This is a genomic window from Polaromonas eurypsychrophila (assembly GCF_014641715.1).
Taxonomy (GTDB): Bacteria; Pseudomonadota; Gammaproteobacteria; order Burkholderiales; family Burkholderiaceae_C; genus Polaromonas; species Polaromonas eurypsychrophila.
Genome location: NZ_BMIG01000001.1, coordinates 370,362 through 390,762 on the forward strand (window position 1 = coordinate 370,362; position 20,401 = coordinate 390,762).

20 protein-coding genes are annotated in these 20,401 nt (G+C 62.9%); 11 read left to right on the forward strand and 9 right to left on the reverse strand.

The genetic code is table 11. The features are described 5' to 3' along the window. Positions 1-2 precede the first annotated feature (2 nt). Genes pgaC through IEX16_RS01710 form a run of 3 tightly spaced genes read left to right on the forward strand, consistent with a single transcriptional unit; the run spans position 3 to position 2,910 of the window. Positions 3-1,271, forward strand: coding sequence for a poly-beta-1,6-N-acetyl-D-glucosamine synthase (pgaC, locus tag IEX16_RS01700; protein WP_229676109.1), 1,269 nt, complete (start codon positions 3-5; stop codon positions 1,269-1,271). Then, entirely contained in the window at positions 1,268-1,735 is a 468-nt protein-coding gene (locus IEX16_RS01705) for a PgaD family protein (protein ID WP_188705950.1), read from the forward strand. Before pgaC ends, IEX16_RS01705 begins: the two co-directional genes overlap by 4 nt. Continuing rightward, positions 1,732-2,910, forward strand: coding sequence for an FAD-dependent monooxygenase (locus IEX16_RS01710; RefSeq protein WP_188705952.1), 1,179 nt, complete (start codon positions 1,732-1,734; stop codon positions 2,908-2,910). The genes IEX16_RS01705 and IEX16_RS01710 overlap by 4 nt, the downstream gene beginning before the upstream one ends. Positions 2,911-3,513: 603 nt before the next feature. Here the strand turns inward: IEX16_RS01710 and kynA are convergent. The 3 genes from kynA to kynB are packed head-to-tail and all read right to left on the reverse strand — an operon-like array spanning position 3,514 to position 6,304. Beyond that, complete coding sequence (kynA, locus tag IEX16_RS01715) at positions 3,514-4,353, reverse strand: tryptophan 2,3-dioxygenase (RefSeq protein ID WP_188705953.1); 840 nt, start codon at positions 4,351-4,353, stop codon at positions 3,514-3,516. Between the two features lie 2 nt (positions 4,354-4,355). Continuing rightward, the gene (kynU, locus tag IEX16_RS01720; RefSeq protein WP_188705955.1) at positions 4,356-5,675 is read right to left on the reverse strand and encodes a kynureninase; all 1,320 of its coding nucleotides are present in this window, start codon (positions 5,673-5,675) and stop codon (positions 4,356-4,358) included. Beyond that, positions 5,672-6,304: an arylformamidase gene (gene kynB, locus IEX16_RS01725; RefSeq protein WP_188705958.1), complete on the reverse strand. Its 633-nt coding sequence runs from the start codon at positions 6,302-6,304 to the stop codon at positions 5,672-5,674. Before kynB ends, kynU begins: the two co-directional genes overlap by 4 nt. Before the next feature lie 161 nt (positions 6,305-6,465). Between kynB and IEX16_RS01730 the strand changes: the two genes are divergently transcribed. Beyond that, positions 6,466-7,227, forward strand: coding sequence for an SDR family oxidoreductase (locus IEX16_RS01730; protein ID WP_188705960.1), 762 nt, complete (start codon positions 6,466-6,468; stop codon positions 7,225-7,227). Between the two features lie 570 nt (positions 7,228-7,797). Here IEX16_RS01730 and argF read toward each other — a convergent pair. Together argF and IEX16_RS01740 are read right to left on the reverse strand one after the other, a co-directional pair. Further along, positions 7,798-8,730 (reverse strand): ornithine carbamoyltransferase, encoded by a 933-nt coding sequence (gene argF / locus IEX16_RS01735; RefSeq protein ID WP_188705962.1) that lies wholly within the window; start codon positions 8,728-8,730, stop codon positions 7,798-7,800. Then, complete coding sequence (locus IEX16_RS01740; protein ID WP_188705965.1) at positions 8,727-9,950, reverse strand: aspartate aminotransferase family protein; 1,224 nt, start codon at positions 9,948-9,950, stop codon at positions 8,727-8,729. The genes argF and IEX16_RS01740 overlap by 4 nt, the downstream gene beginning before the upstream one ends. Before the next feature lie 229 nt (positions 9,951-10,179). Here IEX16_RS01740 and IEX16_RS01745 point away from each other — a divergent pair, with 229 nt between their 5' ends. After that, positions 10,180-10,497, forward strand: coding sequence for a DUF3579 domain-containing protein (locus IEX16_RS01745; RefSeq protein ID WP_188705967.1), 318 nt, complete (start codon positions 10,180-10,182; stop codon positions 10,495-10,497). Between the two features lie 119 nt (positions 10,498-10,616). Here IEX16_RS01745 and rpsT read toward each other — a convergent pair whose 3' ends face one another. Then, a complete protein-coding gene (gene rpsT / locus IEX16_RS01750) occupies positions 10,617-10,928 on the reverse strand; it encodes a 30S ribosomal protein S20 (protein ID WP_188706265.1) in 312 nt (103 codons plus the stop codon). Positions 10,929-11,191: 263 nt separating this feature from the next. On the opposite strand from rpsT, the gene murJ reads away from it, so the two are divergent. Together murJ and IEX16_RS01760 are read left to right on the forward strand one after the other, a co-directional pair. Then, the gene (murJ, locus tag IEX16_RS01755; RefSeq protein ID WP_188705969.1) at positions 11,192-12,757 is read left to right on the forward strand and encodes a murein biosynthesis integral membrane protein MurJ; all 1,566 of its coding nucleotides are present in this window, start codon (positions 11,192-11,194) and stop codon (positions 12,755-12,757) included. A gap of 67 nt (positions 12,758-12,824) precedes the next feature. Further along, positions 12,825-13,676 carry a SirB1 family protein gene (locus IEX16_RS01760; protein ID WP_188705971.1) on the forward strand — a complete coding sequence of 284 codons (852 nt, stop codon included), beginning with the start codon at positions 12,825-12,827 and terminating at the stop codon, positions 13,674-13,676. A gap of 131 nt (positions 13,677-13,807) precedes the next feature. Here IEX16_RS01760 and IEX16_RS01765 read toward each other — a convergent pair whose 3' ends face one another. Beyond that, positions 13,808-14,737 carry a division plane positioning ATPase MipZ gene (locus IEX16_RS01765; RefSeq protein WP_188705973.1) on the reverse strand — a complete coding sequence of 310 codons (930 nt, stop codon included), beginning with the start codon at positions 14,735-14,737 and terminating at the stop codon, positions 13,808-13,810. Between the two features lie 139 nt (positions 14,738-14,876). Next, positions 14,877-15,917, reverse strand: coding sequence for a phosphoribosylformylglycinamidine cyclo-ligase (purM, locus tag IEX16_RS01770; protein ID WP_188705975.1), 1,041 nt, complete (start codon positions 15,915-15,917; stop codon positions 14,877-14,879). A 165-nt stretch (positions 15,918-16,082) separates the two neighbouring features. On the opposite strand from purM, the gene hda reads away from it, so the two are divergent. The 4 genes from hda to folK all read left to right on the forward strand — a co-directional run bounded on the left by hda (position 16,083) and on the right by folK (position 19,720). Continuing rightward, positions 16,083-16,769, forward strand: coding sequence for a DnaA regulatory inactivator Hda (gene hda / locus IEX16_RS01775; RefSeq protein WP_188706267.1), 687 nt, complete (start codon positions 16,083-16,085; stop codon positions 16,767-16,769). 92 nt (positions 16,770-16,861) lie between these two features. Then, positions 16,862-17,524, forward strand: a complete 663-nt coding sequence (locus IEX16_RS01780; RefSeq protein WP_188705977.1) for an HAD family hydrolase — start codon at positions 16,862-16,864, stop codon at positions 17,522-17,524. A gap of 61 nt (positions 17,525-17,585) precedes the next feature. Then, a complete protein-coding gene (gene pcnB / locus IEX16_RS01785; RefSeq protein ID WP_188705979.1) occupies positions 17,586-19,187 on the forward strand; it encodes a polynucleotide adenylyltransferase PcnB in 1,602 nt (533 codons plus the stop codon). Between the two features lie 26 nt (positions 19,188-19,213). Beyond that, on the forward strand, positions 19,214-19,720 hold the full coding sequence (gene folK, locus IEX16_RS01790; RefSeq protein WP_188705982.1) for a 2-amino-4-hydroxy-6-hydroxymethyldihydropteridine diphosphokinase: 507 nt from the start codon (positions 19,214-19,216) through the stop codon (positions 19,718-19,720). A gap of 7 nt (positions 19,721-19,727) precedes the next feature. On the opposite strand, the gene pdxH is transcribed toward folK, so the two are convergent. Beyond that, positions 19,728-20,378, reverse strand: coding sequence for a pyridoxamine 5'-phosphate oxidase (gene pdxH, locus IEX16_RS01795; protein WP_188705984.1), 651 nt, complete (start codon positions 20,376-20,378; stop codon positions 19,728-19,730). Between the last annotated feature and the right edge of the window lie 23 nt (positions 20,379-20,401).

Genomic DNA, 20,401 nt, shown 5'->3' on the forward strand with positions numbered 1-20,401 from the left:
TTGTGGTCGCCCTGACAACTTGGCAAGGTGCGTCGGCGGCACTCGCCGCCTTCTGTTTTGGCTACCCCTTTGTCATGGCGTGGTACTGGATGGCAGGTGGCTTGCTGCTGCGCTATACGCGCGACCGACGCGAACCCTTGCCCGAGGCACCACCGCCATTGATTGACTACCCCTTGGTGTCCATTCTGGTTCCGTGCTTTAACGAGCAGGATCAGATTGCAGAGACGTTTTCCGCGCTGGCCGCCATTGCCTACCCGTCGTACGAGATCATCGCCATCAACGACGGCTCCACCGACCACACGGCAGACATGCTTGACGCACTTGTGCAGCAGATTCCACAATTGCGAGTTGTGCATCTGGCCAGCAACCAGGGAAAATCAACTGCAATGAACATCGGCGCACTGTCGGCGCGCGGTGAAATTCTGGTGGCCACTGACGGGGATGCTCTGCTTCACCCGCATGCTGTGACCTGGTTTGTCCGCCGCTTTCAGATGAACCAGACGCTGGGCGCGATCACGGGTAACCCGCGTATCCGAAATCGCGGCACGCTTTTGGGAAAATTGCAGGTCGGGGAGTTTTCTTCAGTGGTGGGGCTGATCAAGCGCGCGCAGAGCACGTATGGCACGTTGTTCACCATTTCTGGAGTGATTTGCGCATTCAGAAAACGCGCACTGCAGGATGCTGGCTGGTGGTCGCCTGCCGCGCTGACCGAAGACGTGGACGTGACATGGCGCATTGAACTGGCGGGCTGGCGTGTGACCTTTGAGTCCAAGGCGCTATGCTGGATATTGACCCCCGAAACATTCCGTGGCCTTTGGCGTCAGCGCCTGCGCTGGGCTGAAGGGGGCGTGCAGTCCATCTTGCTGGCCACTCGTGCCATGCTGCGTTTGCGTCGTGGGCGGTTGCTGCCGATCTGGATCAACTACATGGTCAGCATTTTCTGGGCCTATTCCATGGTGATTGGTTTTGGCTTGTGGGGGGTCTCGCGGCTGTTTCCCGATGTGACGGGCGGGCCATTGGGGTTTAGCGTGCTGCCACAGTGGTGGGGAACCTTGCTGGCGCTCACTTACCTCTTGCAAAGTGCGGTTAGCGTCCACCTTGACAGGCGTTTTGAGGAACACATGTTCAGATCCATTTTCTGGGTAATCTGGTACCCGCTTGTATTCTGGATGCTGCAGACTGCCGCTGCTGTCGTCGGCGTTCCCCGGGCACTGTTCAGGCCGCGCCATGCGCGTGGTACGTGGATCAGTCCGGACCGGGGTTTTCGATGAAGGTCCAGCTCAAGCCCGTCGCCTGGCCGCCCCTGATCAAAAGCCACCACAACTCACCTGGATGGATACCGGTACGAGATGTCGTCCTCACGTTACTGGCATGGGCGACGTTGGCCTACTTTCTGCGCGAGCCGATCGCCGTGGCGATTGACTACTTTCGGTATCCCCGGTTTGAACTGAACACCACAACGCTGCCTGACATGGCCTTTGTGTGGAAGCGGCTGCGCCCCTTTGCAGAACTTGTTGTGTTGGCCATGGTCTGGCTGCTGGTGAGCGTTCAAGTCTGGCGTAAAAGAGCACTCGCACGGAATGTGCGCGAGCTCCCACTCGCACTGCCACCGGATCAGCACGCGGCCCTGTTTGGGCTGGATACCCGCACGTTGTTGGCCTGGCAGCAACAGCGCATTCAGATCGTTCACTTCACGCATGACGGCGCTGTAGACCTGCGGTCCATCCAGCGATGAAGCAGGTTTTGATTGCTGGTGGGGGTATCGGTGGGTTGGCGGCGGCGCTAGCGGTGGTCCGTGCCGGCTGGCAGGTACGACTGTACGAGCGCGCCGCAGCATTCAGTGAGGTTGGCGCAGGCATCCAGCTGGGCCCCAATGTGGTCAAGGTGTTGCATGGGTGGGGTATGGCAGACGCGCTGGCCAGCGTGGCCGCTTTTCCGCAGCGGCTGGAGGTGCGCAGCGCGCTGTCCGGTGAATCGTTGGCGCGCCTTCCGCTGGGAGGTGCGATGGTGCAGCGGTATGGCGCTCCCTATGCAACGGTACACCGCGCTGATTTGCATGGTCTGCTACTCCATGCGGTGCAGCAGGCAGATGTCTCACTCAAACTCCAGCACACACTCAGTCAGTTCACCCAAACCGCGGATGCCGTGACGGTGCAAAGCGCGGACGGTGCGCCTCTTGAATGCGACGTGCTGGTCGGTGCCGACGGCTTGTGGAGTCCGGTGCGGCAATGGTTGCTGGGCGATGGCCCGCCGCGCAGCACTGGCCACTCGGCCTATCGGGCGCTGGTGCGGCAGGCTGACTTACCGGAGGTGCTTCGCTCCAGTCAGATCACCGTCTGGCTGGGCCCGCAAGTGCATGTGGTGCAGTACCCGGTGCGTGGGGGTGACTGGCTCAATGTGGTGGGCATTGTGCAGGGCAAGAGGGGCGACGCACTTGACGGCTGGGACCATGACACCGACGCTGCGGGCCTGCGTGCGGCCCTGGCTGGCACCTGTTCACCTTTGCAGAATCTGGTGCAGGCCATCGACTACTGGCGGCTATGGGCGCTGTGTGACCGCGCTCCCATGCAAGGTGCGTACCAGCACGCGTTGGGCCGCGTGGCGCTGTTAGGCGATGCGGCCCACCCCATGCGACCCTACCTGGCCCAGGGGGCAGGCATGGCGATAGAAGACGCTGCAGAACTGGGCCGTGTACTGGCGCGGGCGCTCGACCCGGCGCTGGACGTGCCGACCATGCTCAACCGTTATGCGCTGAATCGCTGGGAACGCAATGCACGCGTGCAGGCGCGTGCCATCCGCAATGGACAAATCTTTCATGCGAGTGGTCCGGTGCGGTGGGGCAGGGACGCTTCGATGAAGCTGCTGGGTGAGCGCTTGCTGGACTTGCCTTGGTTGTATGGCGGGCCTTGATTTGCTACTTAGTTGATAGCTGCTTGTGCGTGTGGGGTAAGGGCTGTTGAGGATTTTTCTCATGAACTCAGAGCAGTCTTTGTTTCTGCTGTTCGTGGCGTGCCTACAAGCCGGGTCTCGCCCCGGCGGGCGAGGTACTTTTCTTTGCGTCGCCAAAGAAAAGTACCCAAAAGAAAGGCGACCCGATGGTCTGGGTCCCTTCGCTTCGCTACGGGCAACCTGCGATGCTCGCCGAAAACGGGGTCGAGCTCGAACTCGGCTAGCGCCTCAGACAATCGCTCGCCCTGGTCCGTTTTCGGCTGCGCTCCCCGGCCCAGCCCGACGGGTTATGGAGAGCGGGATCGATTAAAAATTCGGGGAGACGGGACGCGCGCAGCGCGTCCCGTCAAACCCATGGGACCGTCATGTTTGCACGCGGTCGCAGCACACGCGGCCAAATGAAGTCCCCCTCCATCGCCCAGCGGGGCGAGGGAGGGGCTAGGGGTGGGAGTGGGGAGTTGCGCTCACTGTCCAGGGCGTATTAAAGCCGCAGCGTGATGCAAAAAACGCTATCAATTGAGTAGCTGCTTACGCTTATCCCCCACGGGCTAGTGGCCGATTCCCCTACAAATCCGTGCGTAGTTTCCAGATCTCCGGGAACAGCACCACATCCAGCATCTTGCGCAGATAACTCACCCCACCGGTGCCGCCGGTGCCGCGTTTGAAGCCGATCACGCGCTCTACCGTCGTCACATGCCGGAAGCGCCAGAGGCGGAAGGCGTCCTCGAGGTCGGTCAGTTCCTCACCGAGCTGGTACAGGTCAAAGTACTGTTTGGGGTCACGGTAAACCACCAGCCAGGCTTGCTCGACCGCATCGCTTTCGACATAAGCCTGGGTCCAGTCGCGCTGGGTGTGGCTGCCCGGGACGGCCAGGCCGCGGCGGGCCAGCAGGCGCAGCGCTTCGTCATACAGCGACGGTGCTTCATACGCGGCTTGCACCTGGGCCAGCAGGTCGGGCCGGTGGGCATGGGGCTTGAGCATTGCGGCGTTTTTGTTGCCGAGCGCAAACTCGATGCAGCGGTATTGCGCGCTTTGGAAACCGCTGGAGTTGCACAGATACGGCCGGATCGCGCTGTACTCGGGCGGTGTCATGGTCGCCAGCACGTCCCAGGCGTGCACCAGTTGCTCCATGATGCGGCTGACACGCGCCAGCTTCTTGAAGGCGTCGCCGAGCTCGTCACCAGCGACGTTCGCAATCGCCGCGCGCAGCTCGTGCAGCATCAGCTTCATCCAGAGTTCGCTGGTCTGGTGCTGCACAATGAACAGCAGCTCGTCGTGCGCGGGCGACAGCGGCTTTTGCGCGCCGAGAATCGCGTCCAGCTGCAGGTAGTCGCCGTAACTCATGTCGCGGCTGAAGTCGAGTTGGGCTTTTTCGTCGGCGACGATTTTTTCGGGGGTGGGCATGATCAGGTCACCGCGTGTTTCTGCTTGAATTCAGGGCGCTGCCATTCACCAGTTTCCAGCACTTGCTTCAAATGCTCGACCGCATGCCAGACATCCTCGAAGCCGATGTACAGCGGCGTGAAGCCGAAGCGCAGAATGTCCGGACTCCCCGTTCGCCCTGAGCCTGTCGAAGGAGCCTGTCCTGAGCCTGTCGAAGGGTCACCGGCACGGAAGTCGCCAATCACACCGCGTTTGATCAGCGCCTGAACGATGGCATACGCGCCTTCGTTCCTGCTCAGGCAAACCTGCGAGCCGCGTTGGGCGTGATCGCGTGGCGTGACCAATCCAAGTCCATGGCCCGCGCAGCGTTCTTCCACCAGTTCAATGAACAGGTCGGTCAGTGCCAGCGACTTGGTCCGCAGCGCCGCCATGCCGCCCAGTGCCTCGGCGGCGCCAAACACCTCCAGCCCGCATTCCAGCGCCGCCAGGCTCAGGATGGGCTGGGTGCCGCAGAGGTAACGCGTGATGCCGGACGCGGGCCGGTAGCCCGGCGTGAACTCAAAGGGGGCGGCATGGCCCCACCAGCCGGACAGCGGCTGCTGGAAGCGCTCAGCGTGGCGCGTGTTCACCCAGACAAAAGCCGGCGCGCCCGGGCCGCCATTGAGGTATTTGTAGCCGCAGCCGACGGCAAAGTCGGCTTGGGCGCGGTTCAGGTCCACAGGCACGGCGCCGGCGCTGTGCGCGAGGTCCCAGACTGCCAGGCAGCCTGCTGCATGGGCTGCGGCCGTCAGTGGCGCCATGTCGTGTTGGGCGCCAGTGCGGTAGTTGACGTGGGTCAGCATCAGCACGGCGGCATCGCCAATCAATGCGGGCAGGATGCCGTCCGGTTCAACCAGCAGCAGCGTGTAGCCGCGTTCACGGCACAGGCCTTCGGCGATGTAGAGGTCGGTCGGGAAGTTGCTGCGTTCGCTGACGACGGTTTTTTTGCCGGGCGCATCTTCTGCGGCGATCGCCAGCGCTGCGCTGAGCACTTTGTAGAGGTTGACCGAGGTGCTGTCGGTGACCACCACCTCGCCCGGCGCGGCACCGACCAGCGGCGCGATCTTGTCGCCCAGGCGTTGCGGCAAATGAAACCAGCCAGCGCTGTTCCACGAGCGGATCAGGTCCTGCCCCCATTCCCGGGTGATGACGTCGGCAACGCGGGCGGCTGCTGTTTTTGGCAACACGCCCAGCGAGTTGCCGTCGAGGTAAATCACACCGTCGGGCAGCACAAAGTGATCGCGCAAGGCGCGCAGCGGATCGCTCGTGTCGAGCGCGCGGCAGTGGTTTAGGCTGGGGCTCATAACTCTCTCAGGATGGCTCGGACCGGTGAGGCATCGGCCTTTATCAGCTTCAGAGGCAGGGCAATCAGTTCATAGTCGCCAGCGGGAACGTCGTCGAGCACCAGATTTTCCAGCACACGCAGATCGTGCTTCAGCAGCAGCTGGTGACTCGGCAGGTCCTGGCTGGTGGAAGGGTCCACACTGGGCGTGTCGATGCCGATCAATGCTATGTTTTTAGTAGCTAAAAATTCAAGTGTGGCAGGGGCTATGGCCGTAAATGATGCCCAAGCCTGGCTGGCGGCGGCGGATGTGCGCAGCAGCACGCGCGGTGGCAGGTCCTGTAGCGCATGGGCGATGTGTTGCGGCTCGACCAGCGGGCCGCAGTCCCGGCAATCGATGACACGGCAGTGGCCGAGGTAGGGCAGCAGGTCCACGGCACCGATCGCCGGCGCGCCGTTGGCGTAGTGCATGGGCGCATCGGCATGCGCGCCGGTGTGCGGGGAGAAGGTGAGGGTGTTGACGTTGACCGGGCAGTCGGGCGACAGCGCAAAATGCAGCTTTTGCGAATAGGCAGCGTCGCCCGGAAACACGGCGGCGTGTTCGTCCACCGGTGGCGAAATGTCCCAGATCCGGGGCTTGGAAGTTGTCATGTTTTTGAAGGTAGCACCATCAAAAACCCTGTGGTGTCGGTTATTTCCAACAGGCGCCTGAAATACATCGCTGCCAGCGGGAAACGGGGGACGGGCGGTACAGTCTGTGGCTGGCGCGGAGACAGGCGCTTTTACGATTCGCAACCATCAAGAGGAACATCATGACATCAGGCGGCAAGGGAAAAGTGGCATTGGTGACCGGTGCAGGCACGGGCATCGGCAAGGCGGTGGCGCTCGCGCTGCTGCGCGCGGACTACAGCGTGGCGCTGGTGGGGCGCCGTTCCGAACCGCTGAACGAGGTCGTGAAGGCCTCCGGCGCCGGTGACCGCGCCCTGGCCGTCCCTTGCGATGTGAGCCAGCCGGATGCCGTGCGCGCGGCCTTTGATCTGGCGCAGCAGACCTTTGGCCGGCTGGACCTGCTCTTCAACAACGCCGGTGTCGGCGCGCCGCCGGTGCCCATGGAGGAGTTGACCTTCGAGCAATGGCAAAACGTGGTCAACATCAACCTGACCGGCTCCTTCCTGTGCGCGCAACAGGCGATCCGTCTCATGAAAGCCCAGTCGCCCCAAGGTGGCCGCATCATCAACAATGGCTCGATCTCGGCACACGCGCCGCGCCCGCATTCGGCGCCCTACACGGCGACCAAACACGCGATCACCGGCCTGACCAAATCGATCTCGCTCGATTGCCGCAAGTACGACATCGCCTGCGGCCAGATCGACATTGGCAACGCCCAGACCGAATTGGCCGCGCGCATGGCCAAGGGGGTGCCGCAGGCGAATGGCGAAATTGCCATTGAGCCGCTGATGGATGTGGAGCATGTCGCCGATGCCGTGGTACACATGGCCGCACTTCCGCTGGCGACCAACGTGCAGTTCATGACGATCATGGCCACGAAAATGCCATTTGTGGGGCGCGGCTAACGCCCCGCGCGCTGCGGTGTCAGGCCCGCGGGCAGAGCCGGGGATAACAAGTCTTCCTGTCTGTCATCCCGGACTCGATCCGGGATCCATGGTGGATAACTCGTGCAGCTTGGCTTGTCAGCAAGCCGGGTCTCACCCCGGCGGGCGAGTTACTTTTCTTTGTCTCGCCAAAGAAACCTAACGAAAAGAAAGGCGACCCGATGGTCTGGGTCCTTCCGCTTCGCTCCAGGCAACCTGCGGTGCTCGCCGAAAATGGGGTCGAGCTCGAACTCGGCTTCGCCTCAGACAATCGCTCGCCCTGATCCATTTTCGGCTGTGCTCCTCGGCCCAGCCCGACGGGTGGGGGTAAATCAATGCGGGGACATATCCGGAGTCCTTGAAGCGCGCAGCGCTTCAATGACGGGAATCCCAAGCGGCGGTCATGTTTGCACGCGAGCGCAGCGCACGCGGCCAAATGAGGTCCCCCTTCATCGCCCAGCGGGGCGAGGGAGGGGCTAGGGGAGGGAGTGGGGAGTCAGACCTGCTGTCCGACGCGGGCCGGGGACGGAGCGTGATGCTTGATCAGAGCGGTCAAACCAGCTTGCCGAGCAGAAGGAACTCCATGAGTGCCTTCTGCGCGTGTAATCTGTTTTCTGCCTCGTCCCAGACCACCGACTGCGGCCCATCGATGACCTCGGCTTCGACTTCTTCCCCGCGGTGCGCTGGCAGGCAGTGCATGAAGAGTGCATCAGGTTTGGCGGCCTTCATCATCTCGCTGTCCACACACCAGTCGGCAAAGGCTTTTTTGCGCGCCTCGTTCTCGGCTTCGTAACCCATGCTGGTCCACACGTCGGTGGTGACCAGGTCGGCACCGGCGCACGCTTGCATCGGGTCCCTGAACACCTTGTAGCTGTCGGCGGAGCGGATACCGGCCACCGACTGGTCCACCTCATAACCACTTGGCGTGCTCAGATGCACCTTGAAGCCCAGGATCTCGCTGGCCTGCAGCCAGGTGTTGGCCATGTTGTTGCCGTCTCCGACCCAGGCCACCGTCTTGCCCCTGATCGAGCCGCGGTGCTCAATGTAGGTGAAGATGTCTGCCAGGATCTGGCAGGGATGGAACTCGTTGGTCAGGCCGTTGATCACCGGCACGCGCGAGTGTTCGGCAAACAGCTCGATTTTGGTTTGTTCGTAGGTGCGGATCATCACCAGGTCAACCATGCGGCTGATCACCTTGGCACTGTCCTCGATCGGCTCGGCGCGGCCGAGCTGGCTGTCGCCGGTGGTGAGGTGCACAACGCTGCCGCCCAGCTGGTACATGCCGGCTTCAAAACTCACGCGGGTGCGGGTCGAGGCTTTTTCGAAAATCATGGCCAGCGTGCGGTCCACCAGCGGCTGGTGTTTTTCGTAGGCCTTGAATTTTTTCTTGATCAGCGCGGCGCGCTCAAAGATGTAGGCGTACTCGGCGGCGTTGAAGTCGCTGAACTGCAGGTAATGCCGGATGTCTGTGCTGGCGGTACTCATGGTTTTTCTGCCAGCAACTGCTTGATCAGCGGGCACAGGATGGCCACGATTTCGTCGGCCTCGGCTTCGCTGAGGATCAGCGGCGGGACCAGGCGGATCACGGAATCGGCGGTCACGCTGAGCAGCAGACCCTTGTCGGCAGCGCGTTGCAGGATTTCGCCGCAGGGTACGGCGAGGTCGATGCCCAGCATCAGGCCGAAGCCGCGGATTTCTTTCACACGGCCGGACTTCAGTTCAGCAGCCAGCTCGCGGCTTAGCGCCGCTTTCAGGTGGGCACCGACTTTGGCAGCATTGGCCAGCAGGCCGTCTTCTTCCATGATCTTCAGCGTTTCGATGCCGGCGCGCATGGCCAGCGGGTTGCCGCCGAAGGTGGTGCCGTGGTTGCCGGGGCCAAAAATATGGGCGGCGCGCGGGCCGGCCACGACGGCGCCGATCGGCACGCCCGAACCCAGGCCCTTGGCCAGCGGCATCACGTCGGGCTGGATGCCGGCCCACTGGTGCGCAAACCACTTGCCGGTGCGGCCCATGCCGCATTGCACTTCGTCAATCATCAGCAGCCAGTCGTTTTTGTCGCAGAGCTTGCGCACCTGCTGCATGTAGCCGGCATCCATGGGGTTGATGCCGCCTTCGCCCTGGATGGCTTCAAAAAACACCGCGACCACATTGGGGTTGCCCGCGGTGGCGGCTTCCAGTGCGGCGACATCGTTGAGCGGCACGCGGATAAAACCCTCGACCAGCGGGCCGAAGCCGGCCTGCACCTTGGTGTTGCCGGTGGCGCTCAGGGTCGCGATGCTGCGACCGTGGAAGGCTTTTTCATAGACCACGATTTCCGGGCGGTTGATGCCCTTGTCATGGCCGAACTTGCGCGCGAGTTTGAGCGCCGCTTCATTGGCTTCCAGGCCGGTGGAGCAGAAAAACACGTTGGTCAGGCCCGACAGCTCGACCAGCTTGGCGGCGAGCACTTCCTGGCCGGGCACATGGTAGTAGTTGGAGCTGTGGATGATTTTCGAAATCTGGTCCTGCAGCGCAGGCACCAGGCGCGGGTGGTTGTGGCCCAGGGTGTTGACGGCGATACCGCCCAGACCATCCAGGTATTGCTTGCCGTTGACATCCCAGACGCGGCAGCCCTGGCCGTGCGACAGCGCTATCGGCAGGCGGCCGTAGGTGTTCATCACGTGGGGTGAGGTGGCTTCGATGTGGGCGGGCAGGGCAGCGGTCATGGGGAAAACTCCGGGGATGTGGCAGAACAGCAGGCTGTGGGCGATGCGGCAGGTCTGAACTGATTTTAGGCGCAGGCCTTGCGGCCTTTTGTGACGATGCTGCATCACAGCGATGCGCCGGCATGGCGCTTTTAAAGGCCGGGGCCAAGTCTTATATAAGATAGAATCATTGTGCACTGCAGCATAAGGCGATATCCCCGCCTCTGGCAGGCGACACACCTTCAACCCGATGGTCTCCAACTCCGCCAAAGAAGTCTTTATCCAGGGCGTCACCCGCGACGGCAAGACCTTTCGTCCCAGCGACTGGGCGGACAGGCTGTGCGGTGTGATGAGCCAGTTCCGCCCGGGCGGACCGCAACCGGGCAGCCACCTGACCTATTCGCCCTGGTGTGTGCCGACGGTGATCAACGGCGTCAAATGTGTTGTGGTCAACAGCGAGTTGCGCGAGGCCGAACCCATGGCCTGGGACTTTGCGATCAACTTTGCCAAGGACAACGATCTGCAAGTTGCCGAAGCGTGTTTGCTTCCTGATCCACCGAAGCCCTGAAGGGCGAGCTGGAGCCGGAAACAAAAAAGCCGTCTTGCGACGGCTTTTTTGCTTTGCTGGCAGCGCACCCTGCGAAACGGCGGACTGATCGAATCAGTCCGGGCGATGGACCTGAGTGATCAGGCCGCTTTTGGTGCGGCGAGGGCGAGTGCCTTTACCTTGGTGGACAGGCGGCTCTTGTCGCGAGCAGCCTTGTTTTTGTGGAAGATGCCCTTGTCGGCAATCGTGTCCACAATGCTCTGCGCCTTGGCGAAGAGTTCGGTGGCTTTGGTCTTGTCGCCGGCGGCGACAGCTTTTTCAACGTTTTTCACGGCGGTGCGATATTTCGAGCGCAGCGAAGTGTTGGCGGCATTCAGTTTGGTGTCCTGGCGGACGCGTTTGCGGCCGGAGGCCAGGCGGGGGTTCTTTTTCTTGGGTTTGGCGGTAGCCATAATTAATTCCTTTAATCCGGGGAGGAGTTCAGCGGATGATGCAGCAAAGCCCACCATTATATGCCAGCCGGTCGGCATACCGCGGAGTTCAGCCACGACGGCGACCTTGGAGGAGAGCCCTGCTGGGAAGGGGCGGTATTTTCAAGCCGGGGCCGCGGGTCTGGCTTTGCCAGCCCGCAGGCGCAGCGCCCCATCGAGGGGCAGAGAGCGACATGCAATGCGCGAACGTGGGGGCCCTAGCTCTGGGGCCTTAAACTCCCCACGTGTCACTTTTCAAAGCTGCCTCCACCGTTTCCCTGCTGACCCTGGTGTCCCGGATCACCGGCCTGGTGCGCGAGCTCTTGATGGCCTCAACCTTCGGCGCCAGTGCCATGACCGACGCCTTCAACGTCGCTTTCCGAATTCCCAACCTGTTTCGCCGGCTATTTGCCGAGGGCGCCTTTAGCCAGGCGTTTGTGCCGGTGCTGGCGGCCAGCCGTGCAAAAAATGGTGAAACCGATACCAAACTGCTGATTGACCGTGTCGCGACCCTGCTGACCTGGGCGCTGCTGCTGACCTGCGTGATCGGCGTGGCGGCGGCGCCGGTGCTGGTCTGGTTGATGGCCAGCGGGTTGAAGCAGGACCCGCGCGGCTTTGAGGCTGCTGTGTTCATGACGCGCTGGATGTTTCCCTACATCGGCTTCATGTCGCTGGTGGCCCTGTCGGCCGGGATACTGAACACCTGGAAGCGTTTTGCGGTGCCGGCGGCCACGCCGGTGCTGCTGAACCTGTCCATGATTGCCGCCGCCTGGCTGGGGGCGCCCTGGTTCAAGGCGCAGGGCATCGAGCCGATTTACGCGATGGGCGCCGGCGTGATGCTGGGGGGCCTGCTGCAACTGTCGGTACAGATCCCGGCCCTCTTGAGAATCGGCTTGCTACCCAGGATAGGCCTGAGCCTGACGGCCATCCGCCTGGCCTGGGCCGATTCCGGCACCCGCAACATCGCGCGCCTGATGGTGCCGGCGCTGCTGGGTGTGAGCGTCGCGCAGGTCTCGCTGCTGATCAATACCCAGATTGCCTCGCACATGGCGCCGGGCAGCGTCAGCTGGCTGACCTACGCGGACCGACTGATGGAATTCCCGACCGCCATGTTGGGTGTGGCGATCGGCGTGGTGCTGATGCCGCAACTGGCTGCGGCCAAAGCGGCCGACGACGCCGAAAAGTATTCCGCCATGCTGGATTGGGGCCTGCGCATCGTGGTGTTGCTGGCGGTGCCCAGTGCGGTGGCGTTGCTGACCTTTGCCCAGCCGCTGGTCGCCACGCTTTATCACTATGGGGCGTTCACCGACCGGGATGTGCAGCAGACCACCACGGCGCTGATGGGCTACGGCGCCGGGCTGGTCGGGCTGGTGGCCATCAAGGTGCTGGCGCCGGGCTTTTACGCCAGCCAAGACATCCGCACGCCGGTGAAGATCGCGGTGGTGGTGCTGGTCATGACACAACTGCTGAACCTGGCGCTGGTGCCGTTTTTCCAGCACGCCGGGCTGGCGCTGGCCATCGGCATAGGCGCGCTGATCAATGCCTTGTGGCTGCTGCTCGGCCTGCGCAAGCGCGGCAGTTACCGTCCGGCGCCGGGCTGGGGTGTGTTTGCATTGCAGGTGCTGGCGGCCAGTGCCCTGCTGGCGGTGTTTCTGCTGTGGTCGGCGCAGGCCGTTAGCTGGACCGGGCTGCGCGCCGAGTCTTTCAAGCGGATTGGGCTGCTGGCCCTTGTCTTGCTTGCATCTTCCGCTATCTATTTCGGAGCACTTTGGGCTGCCGGCCTGAAAGTCCGCACACTGATGCGCCGCTGAAGTGACGGTGACGACGGGTAAATACCTGCCACTCGCCTCGCGCCCCGGTTTGTGAGAAAGTAGCGTTATGTCCCTGAATCTCGATGTTCCGTCGCCGCTGCAGTACTTTGCCAGTCTGGTCCAAAGTGACGAACATTTTCCATTGCTGGAAGCTGCCATCAGCCTGGCCCAGGACGAGTATCCCGACCTGGACGTGCAACAGGTGCTGGGCGATGTGGACCAGTTGCTGGCTCGCCTGAAGCGCCGCCTGCCGGCCGACGCTTCCCCGCTGCAGCGCTTGCGGGCGCTGAACCAGTTTTTCTTTCGCGACCTGAATTTCGGCGGCAACATCAATGACTACTACGACCCGGACAACAGCTACCTGAATGCCGTGCTCCGGACTCGTCGCGGCATCCCGATTTCGCTAGCGGTGCTCTGGCTGGAACTGGCTGGTGGCATGGGCCTCAACGCCCGCGGCGTGGCTTTTCCCGGCCACTTCATGGTCAAGGTCAACCTGCCCAAGGGTCAGGTGGTGATCGACCCCTTTAGCGGCCATTCGCTGAGCCGGGAGGAACTGGCCGAGCGCCTCGAGCCTTTCAGGCAGCGTAGCGGGCTGCTGGACGAGTTCGAGGTGCCGATCGGCTTGTACCTTCAGTCGGTGCCGGCGCGCGACGTCATCGGGCGCATGCTGCGCAACCTCAAGGAAATCCACAAAACCCAGCAGGACTGGGTCAGGATGGTGGCGGTGCAAGACCGGCTGATTGTGCTGTTGCCCGAGGCCTGGTCTGAATACCGCGACCGCGGCATGGCCCTGGCCGAGCAGGGCGAGGCCGGCCGCGCCGTGCCCGATCTGGAAATTTATCTGGAACACGCCGAAGACGCGTTGGACCTGGATGTGGTTTCGGATCGCCTGGTCCGCCTGCGACGCCAGAAAAGCTGATCGGCCGGCTTCTCAGCAAGTTTGGAGCTCGATGCTCGGTTCCATTCCAGCAGGGGCCGCGGATCTGGCTTCGCCAGTCCGCAGGCGCAGGGGGGGCAGAGAGCTACACGCAGTGAGCGAACGTGGGGGCTCTATCCTCTTTTCAAAAACTGAGGAATTTGCGGCCCATCTGCTGGCCGCGTTGTGCGAGCGAGCGTGGGTTTGACGACCGGTTTCGCGGATGTCGCTGGTGTGCGGCCTGCGCTCAGCGTGGACAGGCGTCCGCCCTGCACCATGGACTCCTGGGCCGGCATCAGGCTGTTGGACAGTGCCCCGCGGTGCCTGGAGACCACCTCTTCGGAAACGGATTTCGCCAAGACTGCGGCCTTGGGTGCCAGCGTGCGCGCCGGGGCCTGCAAGACAGCGCTGCCGTCGTTGGCGGCTTGCGGCGGGTAGAGCTGTGGCTTGAGCCACTGCAGAATCGGTGCCCATTGCGCCAGATCGGTAGCAGCCAGTTGCGGCTGCAAATCAAAAATCGTCAGGCCGCGTTCCAGGCTGCGCACATAGAGCTGGGTTTCACGCAGTGCACCGAGAAACGGCACACCCAGAGACTCCGACCACTTGTCCAGGGTTTGCGCAGCGTTGGTGCGCGCATCGATGCGCATGCCGACCACCGCCAGCCGGCAGCGCCCGCTGGCCACGCGTGGCATGGTCATCAGCTCGGCATGGCAGGCCTGGGCCGACTCGCGGTCAAACATCGAGTTGCAGACCGGCATCACGATGGCGTCGGCAAACATCACCACCCGCGCCAGCTCGAAACCATGCATGCCACCGGGTGTGTCGAGCACCACATGGGTGATGCCAGTCGGCACGCGCAACATGTTTTTCTGGTCCACCGCCCACGGCGCAATGGGCGGCAGGGCAGCATCGCGCCGTTTCAGCCAGGCACGGGCCGATTGCTGGCGGTCCACATCGCCCAGCATGACGGAACTGCCGTTGCGCGCGCACCAGGCCGCGATGTGGGCGGCCAGCGTGCTTTTTCCACTGCCTCCCTTGCGGTTGACGACTGCGATGACCGGCATAACTGTTCCATTGGAAATGAATTTAACAGTTTGATACAAATAGCCTTGAAAGTCCAGTACGCCCAATGGCAACCTGCATAGGCAGCTAGTGTTTTTGTAGCAAAAAGGCTACCGCACCGCGCCGCGCGTGCGGCGCCGATTAACTCACCGTGACAGCGGCGTCGGTGCCCCTGGCGGCAATCATGCCAATCTCGTAGACCTGTTCACCGGCCTCACGAAAGGTTTTGGCCGTGGCCTGGGCGTCGGTGGCAGCTACCACCACCACCATGCCGATGCCGTTGTTGAAGGTGCGGTTCATCTCGAAGTCGGAGATGGCGGCGGTGGCCTGCAGCCAGGCAAACAGCTCGGTCTGCGGCCAGCTGCCTTTCTTCAGGTGGGCGGCCGTGCCTTCAGGCAGCACGCGCGGAATGTTTTCCAGCAGGCCGCCGCCAGTGATGTGGGCCAGCGCCTTGATCGGGTGCGCCGCCAGGGCTGCCAGTACGTTCTTGACATACAGGCGGGTCGGTTCCATCAGGGCTTCCCGGAAGGGTTTGCCGTCCAGCGTGGCGGGCAGGCTGCTGCCGGCGCGATCAATACATTTACGGACCAGGCTGAAACCGTTGGAGTGCACACCGCTGCTGGTCAGGCCCAGCACCACGTCGCCAGGCGTCACGTCGCGGCCAGTCAGAATTTTCGACTTTTCCACGGCGCCGACGGCAAAACCGGCCAGATCATATTCGCCCTCGGGGTACATGCCGGGCATTTCGGCAGTTTCGCCGCCGATCAGCGCGCAGCCCGAAAGTTCGCAGCCCCTGGCGATGCCGCCGACCACGGCAGCGGCAGTGTCCACATCAAGCTTGCCGCAGGCAAAATAATCGAGGAAAAACAGCGGTTCGGCGCCCTGCACCAGCACGTCGTTGACGCTCATGGCGACCAGATCAATGCCCACGGTGTCGTGCATATTCCATTCAAACGCCAGACGCAGCTTGGTGCCCACGCCGTCGGTGCCGCTGACCAGCACCGGCTCCTTGTATCGCTTGGGCACTTCAAACAAGGCACCGAAGCCGCCAATGCCGGCCAGAACACCTTCACGCATGGTTTTTTTGGCCAGCGGCTTGATGCGTTCAATCAGGGCGTCACCGGCGTCAATGTCAACGCCGGCGTCTTTGTAGCTCAGGGGGGAGGAAGGGGAGGTGGTCATTGGAGCTTGGTGGGTAGACGGCTTCGGACGGGCACCAAGCCCGATAGAATCAAGCCAAGATTCTAAGGGTTCACCCCAGACCGGCTGTATGCAATTTACTCCCCCCTCCCAACTTGCGGCCGCTTGCTGCCGGGTTTTGGCATTGGCGGACAGGGCATGGCATCCATGAAGCAGATCGCGCTGGACATCGGGCTGGCCTCGCCACCCTCGCTGGCCAACTTTTTTGCCGGCCCGAACGAGGTGGCGCTCAAACACCTGGAACTGTGGGCCGGCAACAGTCTGCGCTCTCCGGTGCCGACCTACCTCTGGGGCGAACCCGGCAGCGGCAAGACCCATTTGCTCAAGGCCGTCAGCGAGGCGCTTCGGGAGCAGGGCGCGGCGGTCGGCTGGATGGACGCGACGATCCTGGAGCCACCGGAATTCAGCGAAAGCTGGGCGGCCGTCATCCTCGACGACTGTCACCTGTACACCGCCGTGCAGCAGCACGCCGCCTTCAACTGGTTTGTCAACGCCCTCAACGCCCCCGACGGCCACCCGCGCTGGGTGCTGGCGGCCGGCGCGACGCCACCTTCCGACCTGTCTCTGCGCGAGGACCTGCGCACGCGCCTGGGCTGGGGCCATGTGTTCGCCCTGCAGGCGCTCACCGAAACCGACCGGCGCTCGGTGCTGCGCCAGGAGGCCGATGCCAGAGGCGTGTTCCTCAGCGACGAGGCCATGGATTTCATCCTGAGCCGCTTCTCGCGCGACCTCGGTAACCTGATGCAACTGCTGGACCAGCTCGACGGTTATGCGCTGCAAACCCAGCGTGCCATCACCATCCCCCTGATCAAGTCCATGCTGGAGGACCTTTGATTTCAATTACTGGCACCGCTGTGCCCAGCGAAGGGCCGCCCCGAGCAAGCACAGCCCCCTCGGGAGGCAGCGAAGTACGCGCAGCGACAAGCGTGGGGGTCGCATTATTTGACCTCGACCACACGCTGATTCCCTTCGATTCTGACTATGAATGGGGCGAGTTCACAATTGCACTGGGCTGGTGCGACGGGCAGGAATTCAAGCGCCGCAACGCCGAATTTTTTGCCCAGTACCAGGCCGGCACGCTTGACATCCATGACTATGTGCGTTTTGCCACGCAGGCGATCCGGGAGCAGGGGGCTACAAATTCGATCGCTGCCCACGCCCGTTTCATGCGTGAAATCGTACAAAAGGGTATCAAGGCGCAGGCCCTGGCCCTGGTACACAAGCACCAGAACGCCGGCGAGCAAGTGTTGATCGTGACCGCCACCAACGAATTTGTGACGCGCCCGATTGCTGCGGCGTTTGGCGTGAGCGAGCTGATTGCGGTGGAACTCGAACGTGACGCCGCTGGCCAACTGACCGGTGCCATCCGCGGCACGCCGTCCTTCCGCGAGGGCAAGGTGATTCGCGTCCAGCAGTGGCTGGCCGAGCGGGGCTGGGACTGGAACACGGTCGAAACCACGTTTTATACCGATTCCCTCAACGATCTGGCCCTGCTCGAAAAAGTCACTCATCCCGTGGCCACCAACCCGGACGAGCGCCTGCGCGCCATTGCCGTGACACGCGGATGGCGCATACTTGAGTTGTTCTAACGGCCGGTGACGCCGCCCTGGCCCAGCCAGCACGGCCCCTCCGGCAAAATCTCCTGATTCAATGATCAAAAAATTTATCGACAAGCTGTTTGGCAAGACCGGCAGCCCCGCCGCAGGCGCCGCCCGGAGCAAAAAATCAGTTTTTGGCGAACGCCGCGAAGTCGGCCCCCAGGACCATGCGATTGATCCCAAGCTGGTTGATGACCGCGCCATGGACGTGGTGCGCACACTTCAGGACGCTGGTTATGAGGCCTACATCGTCGGCGGTGCGGTGCGCGATCTTCTGGTCGGCTTGCGCCCCAAGGACTTCGACGTGGCCACCGATGCCACGCCCGAACAGGTCAAGAGCCTGTTCCGCCGCGCCTTCATCATCGGCCGGCGTTTCCGTATCGTCCATGTGATTTACGGCCGCGGCCGCGAGCACGAGGTGATCGAGGTGTCGACCTTCCGCGCGCACCTGGACAGCAGCCTGGCCGAACAGGTCGGCGGCAACGAGCGCACCAGCAAAAGCGAGCTTGCCGGCATGAAACACGCGGTGGACGCCTCCGGCCGGGTGCTGCGCGACAACGTCTGGGGACCGATGGAAGAAGACGCCGCGCGCCGCGACTTCACCATCAACGCCATGTATTACGATCCCGAAACACAGATCGTGGTCGACTATCACCACGGCATCCGCGATGCCAAGAAAAAGATCATCCGCATGATCGGCGACCCGGCAACGCGTTACCGCGAAGACCCGGTGCGTATCATCCGCGCCGTGCGTTTTTCGGCCAAGCTCAGCGCGCTGGGCTTCAAGTTTGAGGACAAGACCGCTGCGCCGCTGAAGTCCATGAAGGGCCTGCTGGCCGATGTGCCGCAGTCGCGCCTGTTCGACGAAATGCTCAAGCTGCTGCAGACCGGCCACTCGCTGGCCAGCATTGCGCAGCTCAAGTTCCTCGGGCTCAACACCGGCATCTACCCGCTGCTCGATGTGGTGGTGGATACCGCCGAAGAACCGTTTTTGCAACTGGCGCTGCTGGACACCGACCGCCGCGTCGGCGAGGGCAAACCGGTGGCGCCCAGCTTTTTGCTGTCCTGCGTGCTCTGGGCCGATGTACGCCAGGGCTGGGAGCAGCGGCGCCAGCGCGGCGAACATGTCATGCCGGCGCTGCAGGACGCCATCGACGATGCCTTCAACGCCAAGATCGGCGACGTGTCGGGTCGCGGCAAGCTGGGCACCGACATGCGCGAGATCTGGACCATGCAGCCGCGCTTTGAAAAACGCACCGGCAGCTCGCCTTATTCATTGCTGGACCAGCCGCGCTTTCGCGCCGGTTTCGACTTCCTGCGGCTGCGTGCGCAGACCGGCGAGATCGAGATGGAGCTGTCCGAGTGGTGGGAAAAATTCAGCACCGCCTACGACGACGAGCGCCACGAGATGATCGAGCAGGCCCGCGTGGCTCAGGCGCAGAAGCCGCAGGCGCCGCGCACCCGCGTCAAACGTGTGGAGTCCGAGGCCGCACGTGATGAGGACGGCAATCAGCCCGCAGCGCCTTTTCCCGAGTTCGGGGAGTCTGGCGAGCAGGCTCCGGCCAAAAAACGCAGGCGCCGCCGCAAGCCGGCCAACCGCGAAGGCGGTGCGCTGTCTGCCAGCCCGGCGCCTGACACACCGGCCGATCACTAGCCTGCGCCATGGCAGCGGGCGAACCCATGACTGAGGGCGCGCAGCAGGTCACGGCTTATGTGGCCATTGGTGCCAATGTGGGAGATGCGCAGTCTGCTGTGAGGCAGGCGATGAAAGATCTGGGCCGTCTGCCCTTGAGCCGCGTGGCTCGCCGCTCCAGCCTGTACCGGACGGCACCCGTCGCCCGCAGTTCTGCCGGCAGTGCGGACGGACCTGATTACATCAATGCCGTGGTGGCGCTGCACACGCGCCTGCCGGCGCTGGAGTTACTGGACCAGTTGCAGGCGCTGGAACTGGCGTCAGGCCGCGAACGGCCTTACCCCGACGCGCCGCGCACTCTTGACCTCGACCTCTTGCTGTATGGCGATGCTTACATTGATTCACCGCGCTTGAGCGTGCCGCACCCGCGCATGGGTCAGCGTGCTTTTGTGCTGGTGCCACTGGCGGAGATGGCGCCGGAGTTGATCTCTGAAGAGCAGCTACACGCCGTGGCCGGTCAGGCCATCGAGCGGCTGGCCGACGGGGCCTCTTGAGACAGGTTCAGGGTGCCAGCCGCTCGCGCAGCCATTCCGCATCGGCTTGCAGCGTGTAGCGCAGCCGGTCGTGCAGGCGGCTTCTGCGCCCTTGCCAGAACTGCCAGTTGTCCGGCTTGAGGCGGTAACCGCCCCAGTGTGGCGGACGCGGCGGTTGCAGCAAAAATTTGGCGCCGTATTTCGCAGCATTGGTCACCAGCACGCTGCGGCCGGAGATGACCTCGCTTTGCGGGCTGGCCCAGGCGCCTATGCGTGAGTCGAGCGGGCGGCTGTGGAAATAGGCATCGCTTTCTTCCGCCGAGACTTTCTCCACCACCCCCTCGATACGCACCACACGCTCGAGCTCGACCCAGTGAAACTGCAGGGCGGCAAAGGAGTTGGCAGCCAGTTCGCGGCCCTTGCGGCTGTCGTAGTTGGTGTACCAGACGATGCCGCGTTCGTCGTAACCCTTCACCAGCACGATGCGGGTTGACGGGCGCCCGTTGCCGGCTACTGTGGCCAGTGTCATCGCATTGGGCTCGGGCACTTCGCCAGCGATCGCCTCCTTGAGCCACTGGTCGAACTGCAGCAGCGGGTCGGCCTGCGAAGCCTCTTCGTTGAGTTCTGCGCGCTCGTAACTTTTGCGCAGGTCGGCGATGTGGGCGGTGAGCTCTGACATACTTGAAGTATAGATAGTCCTCC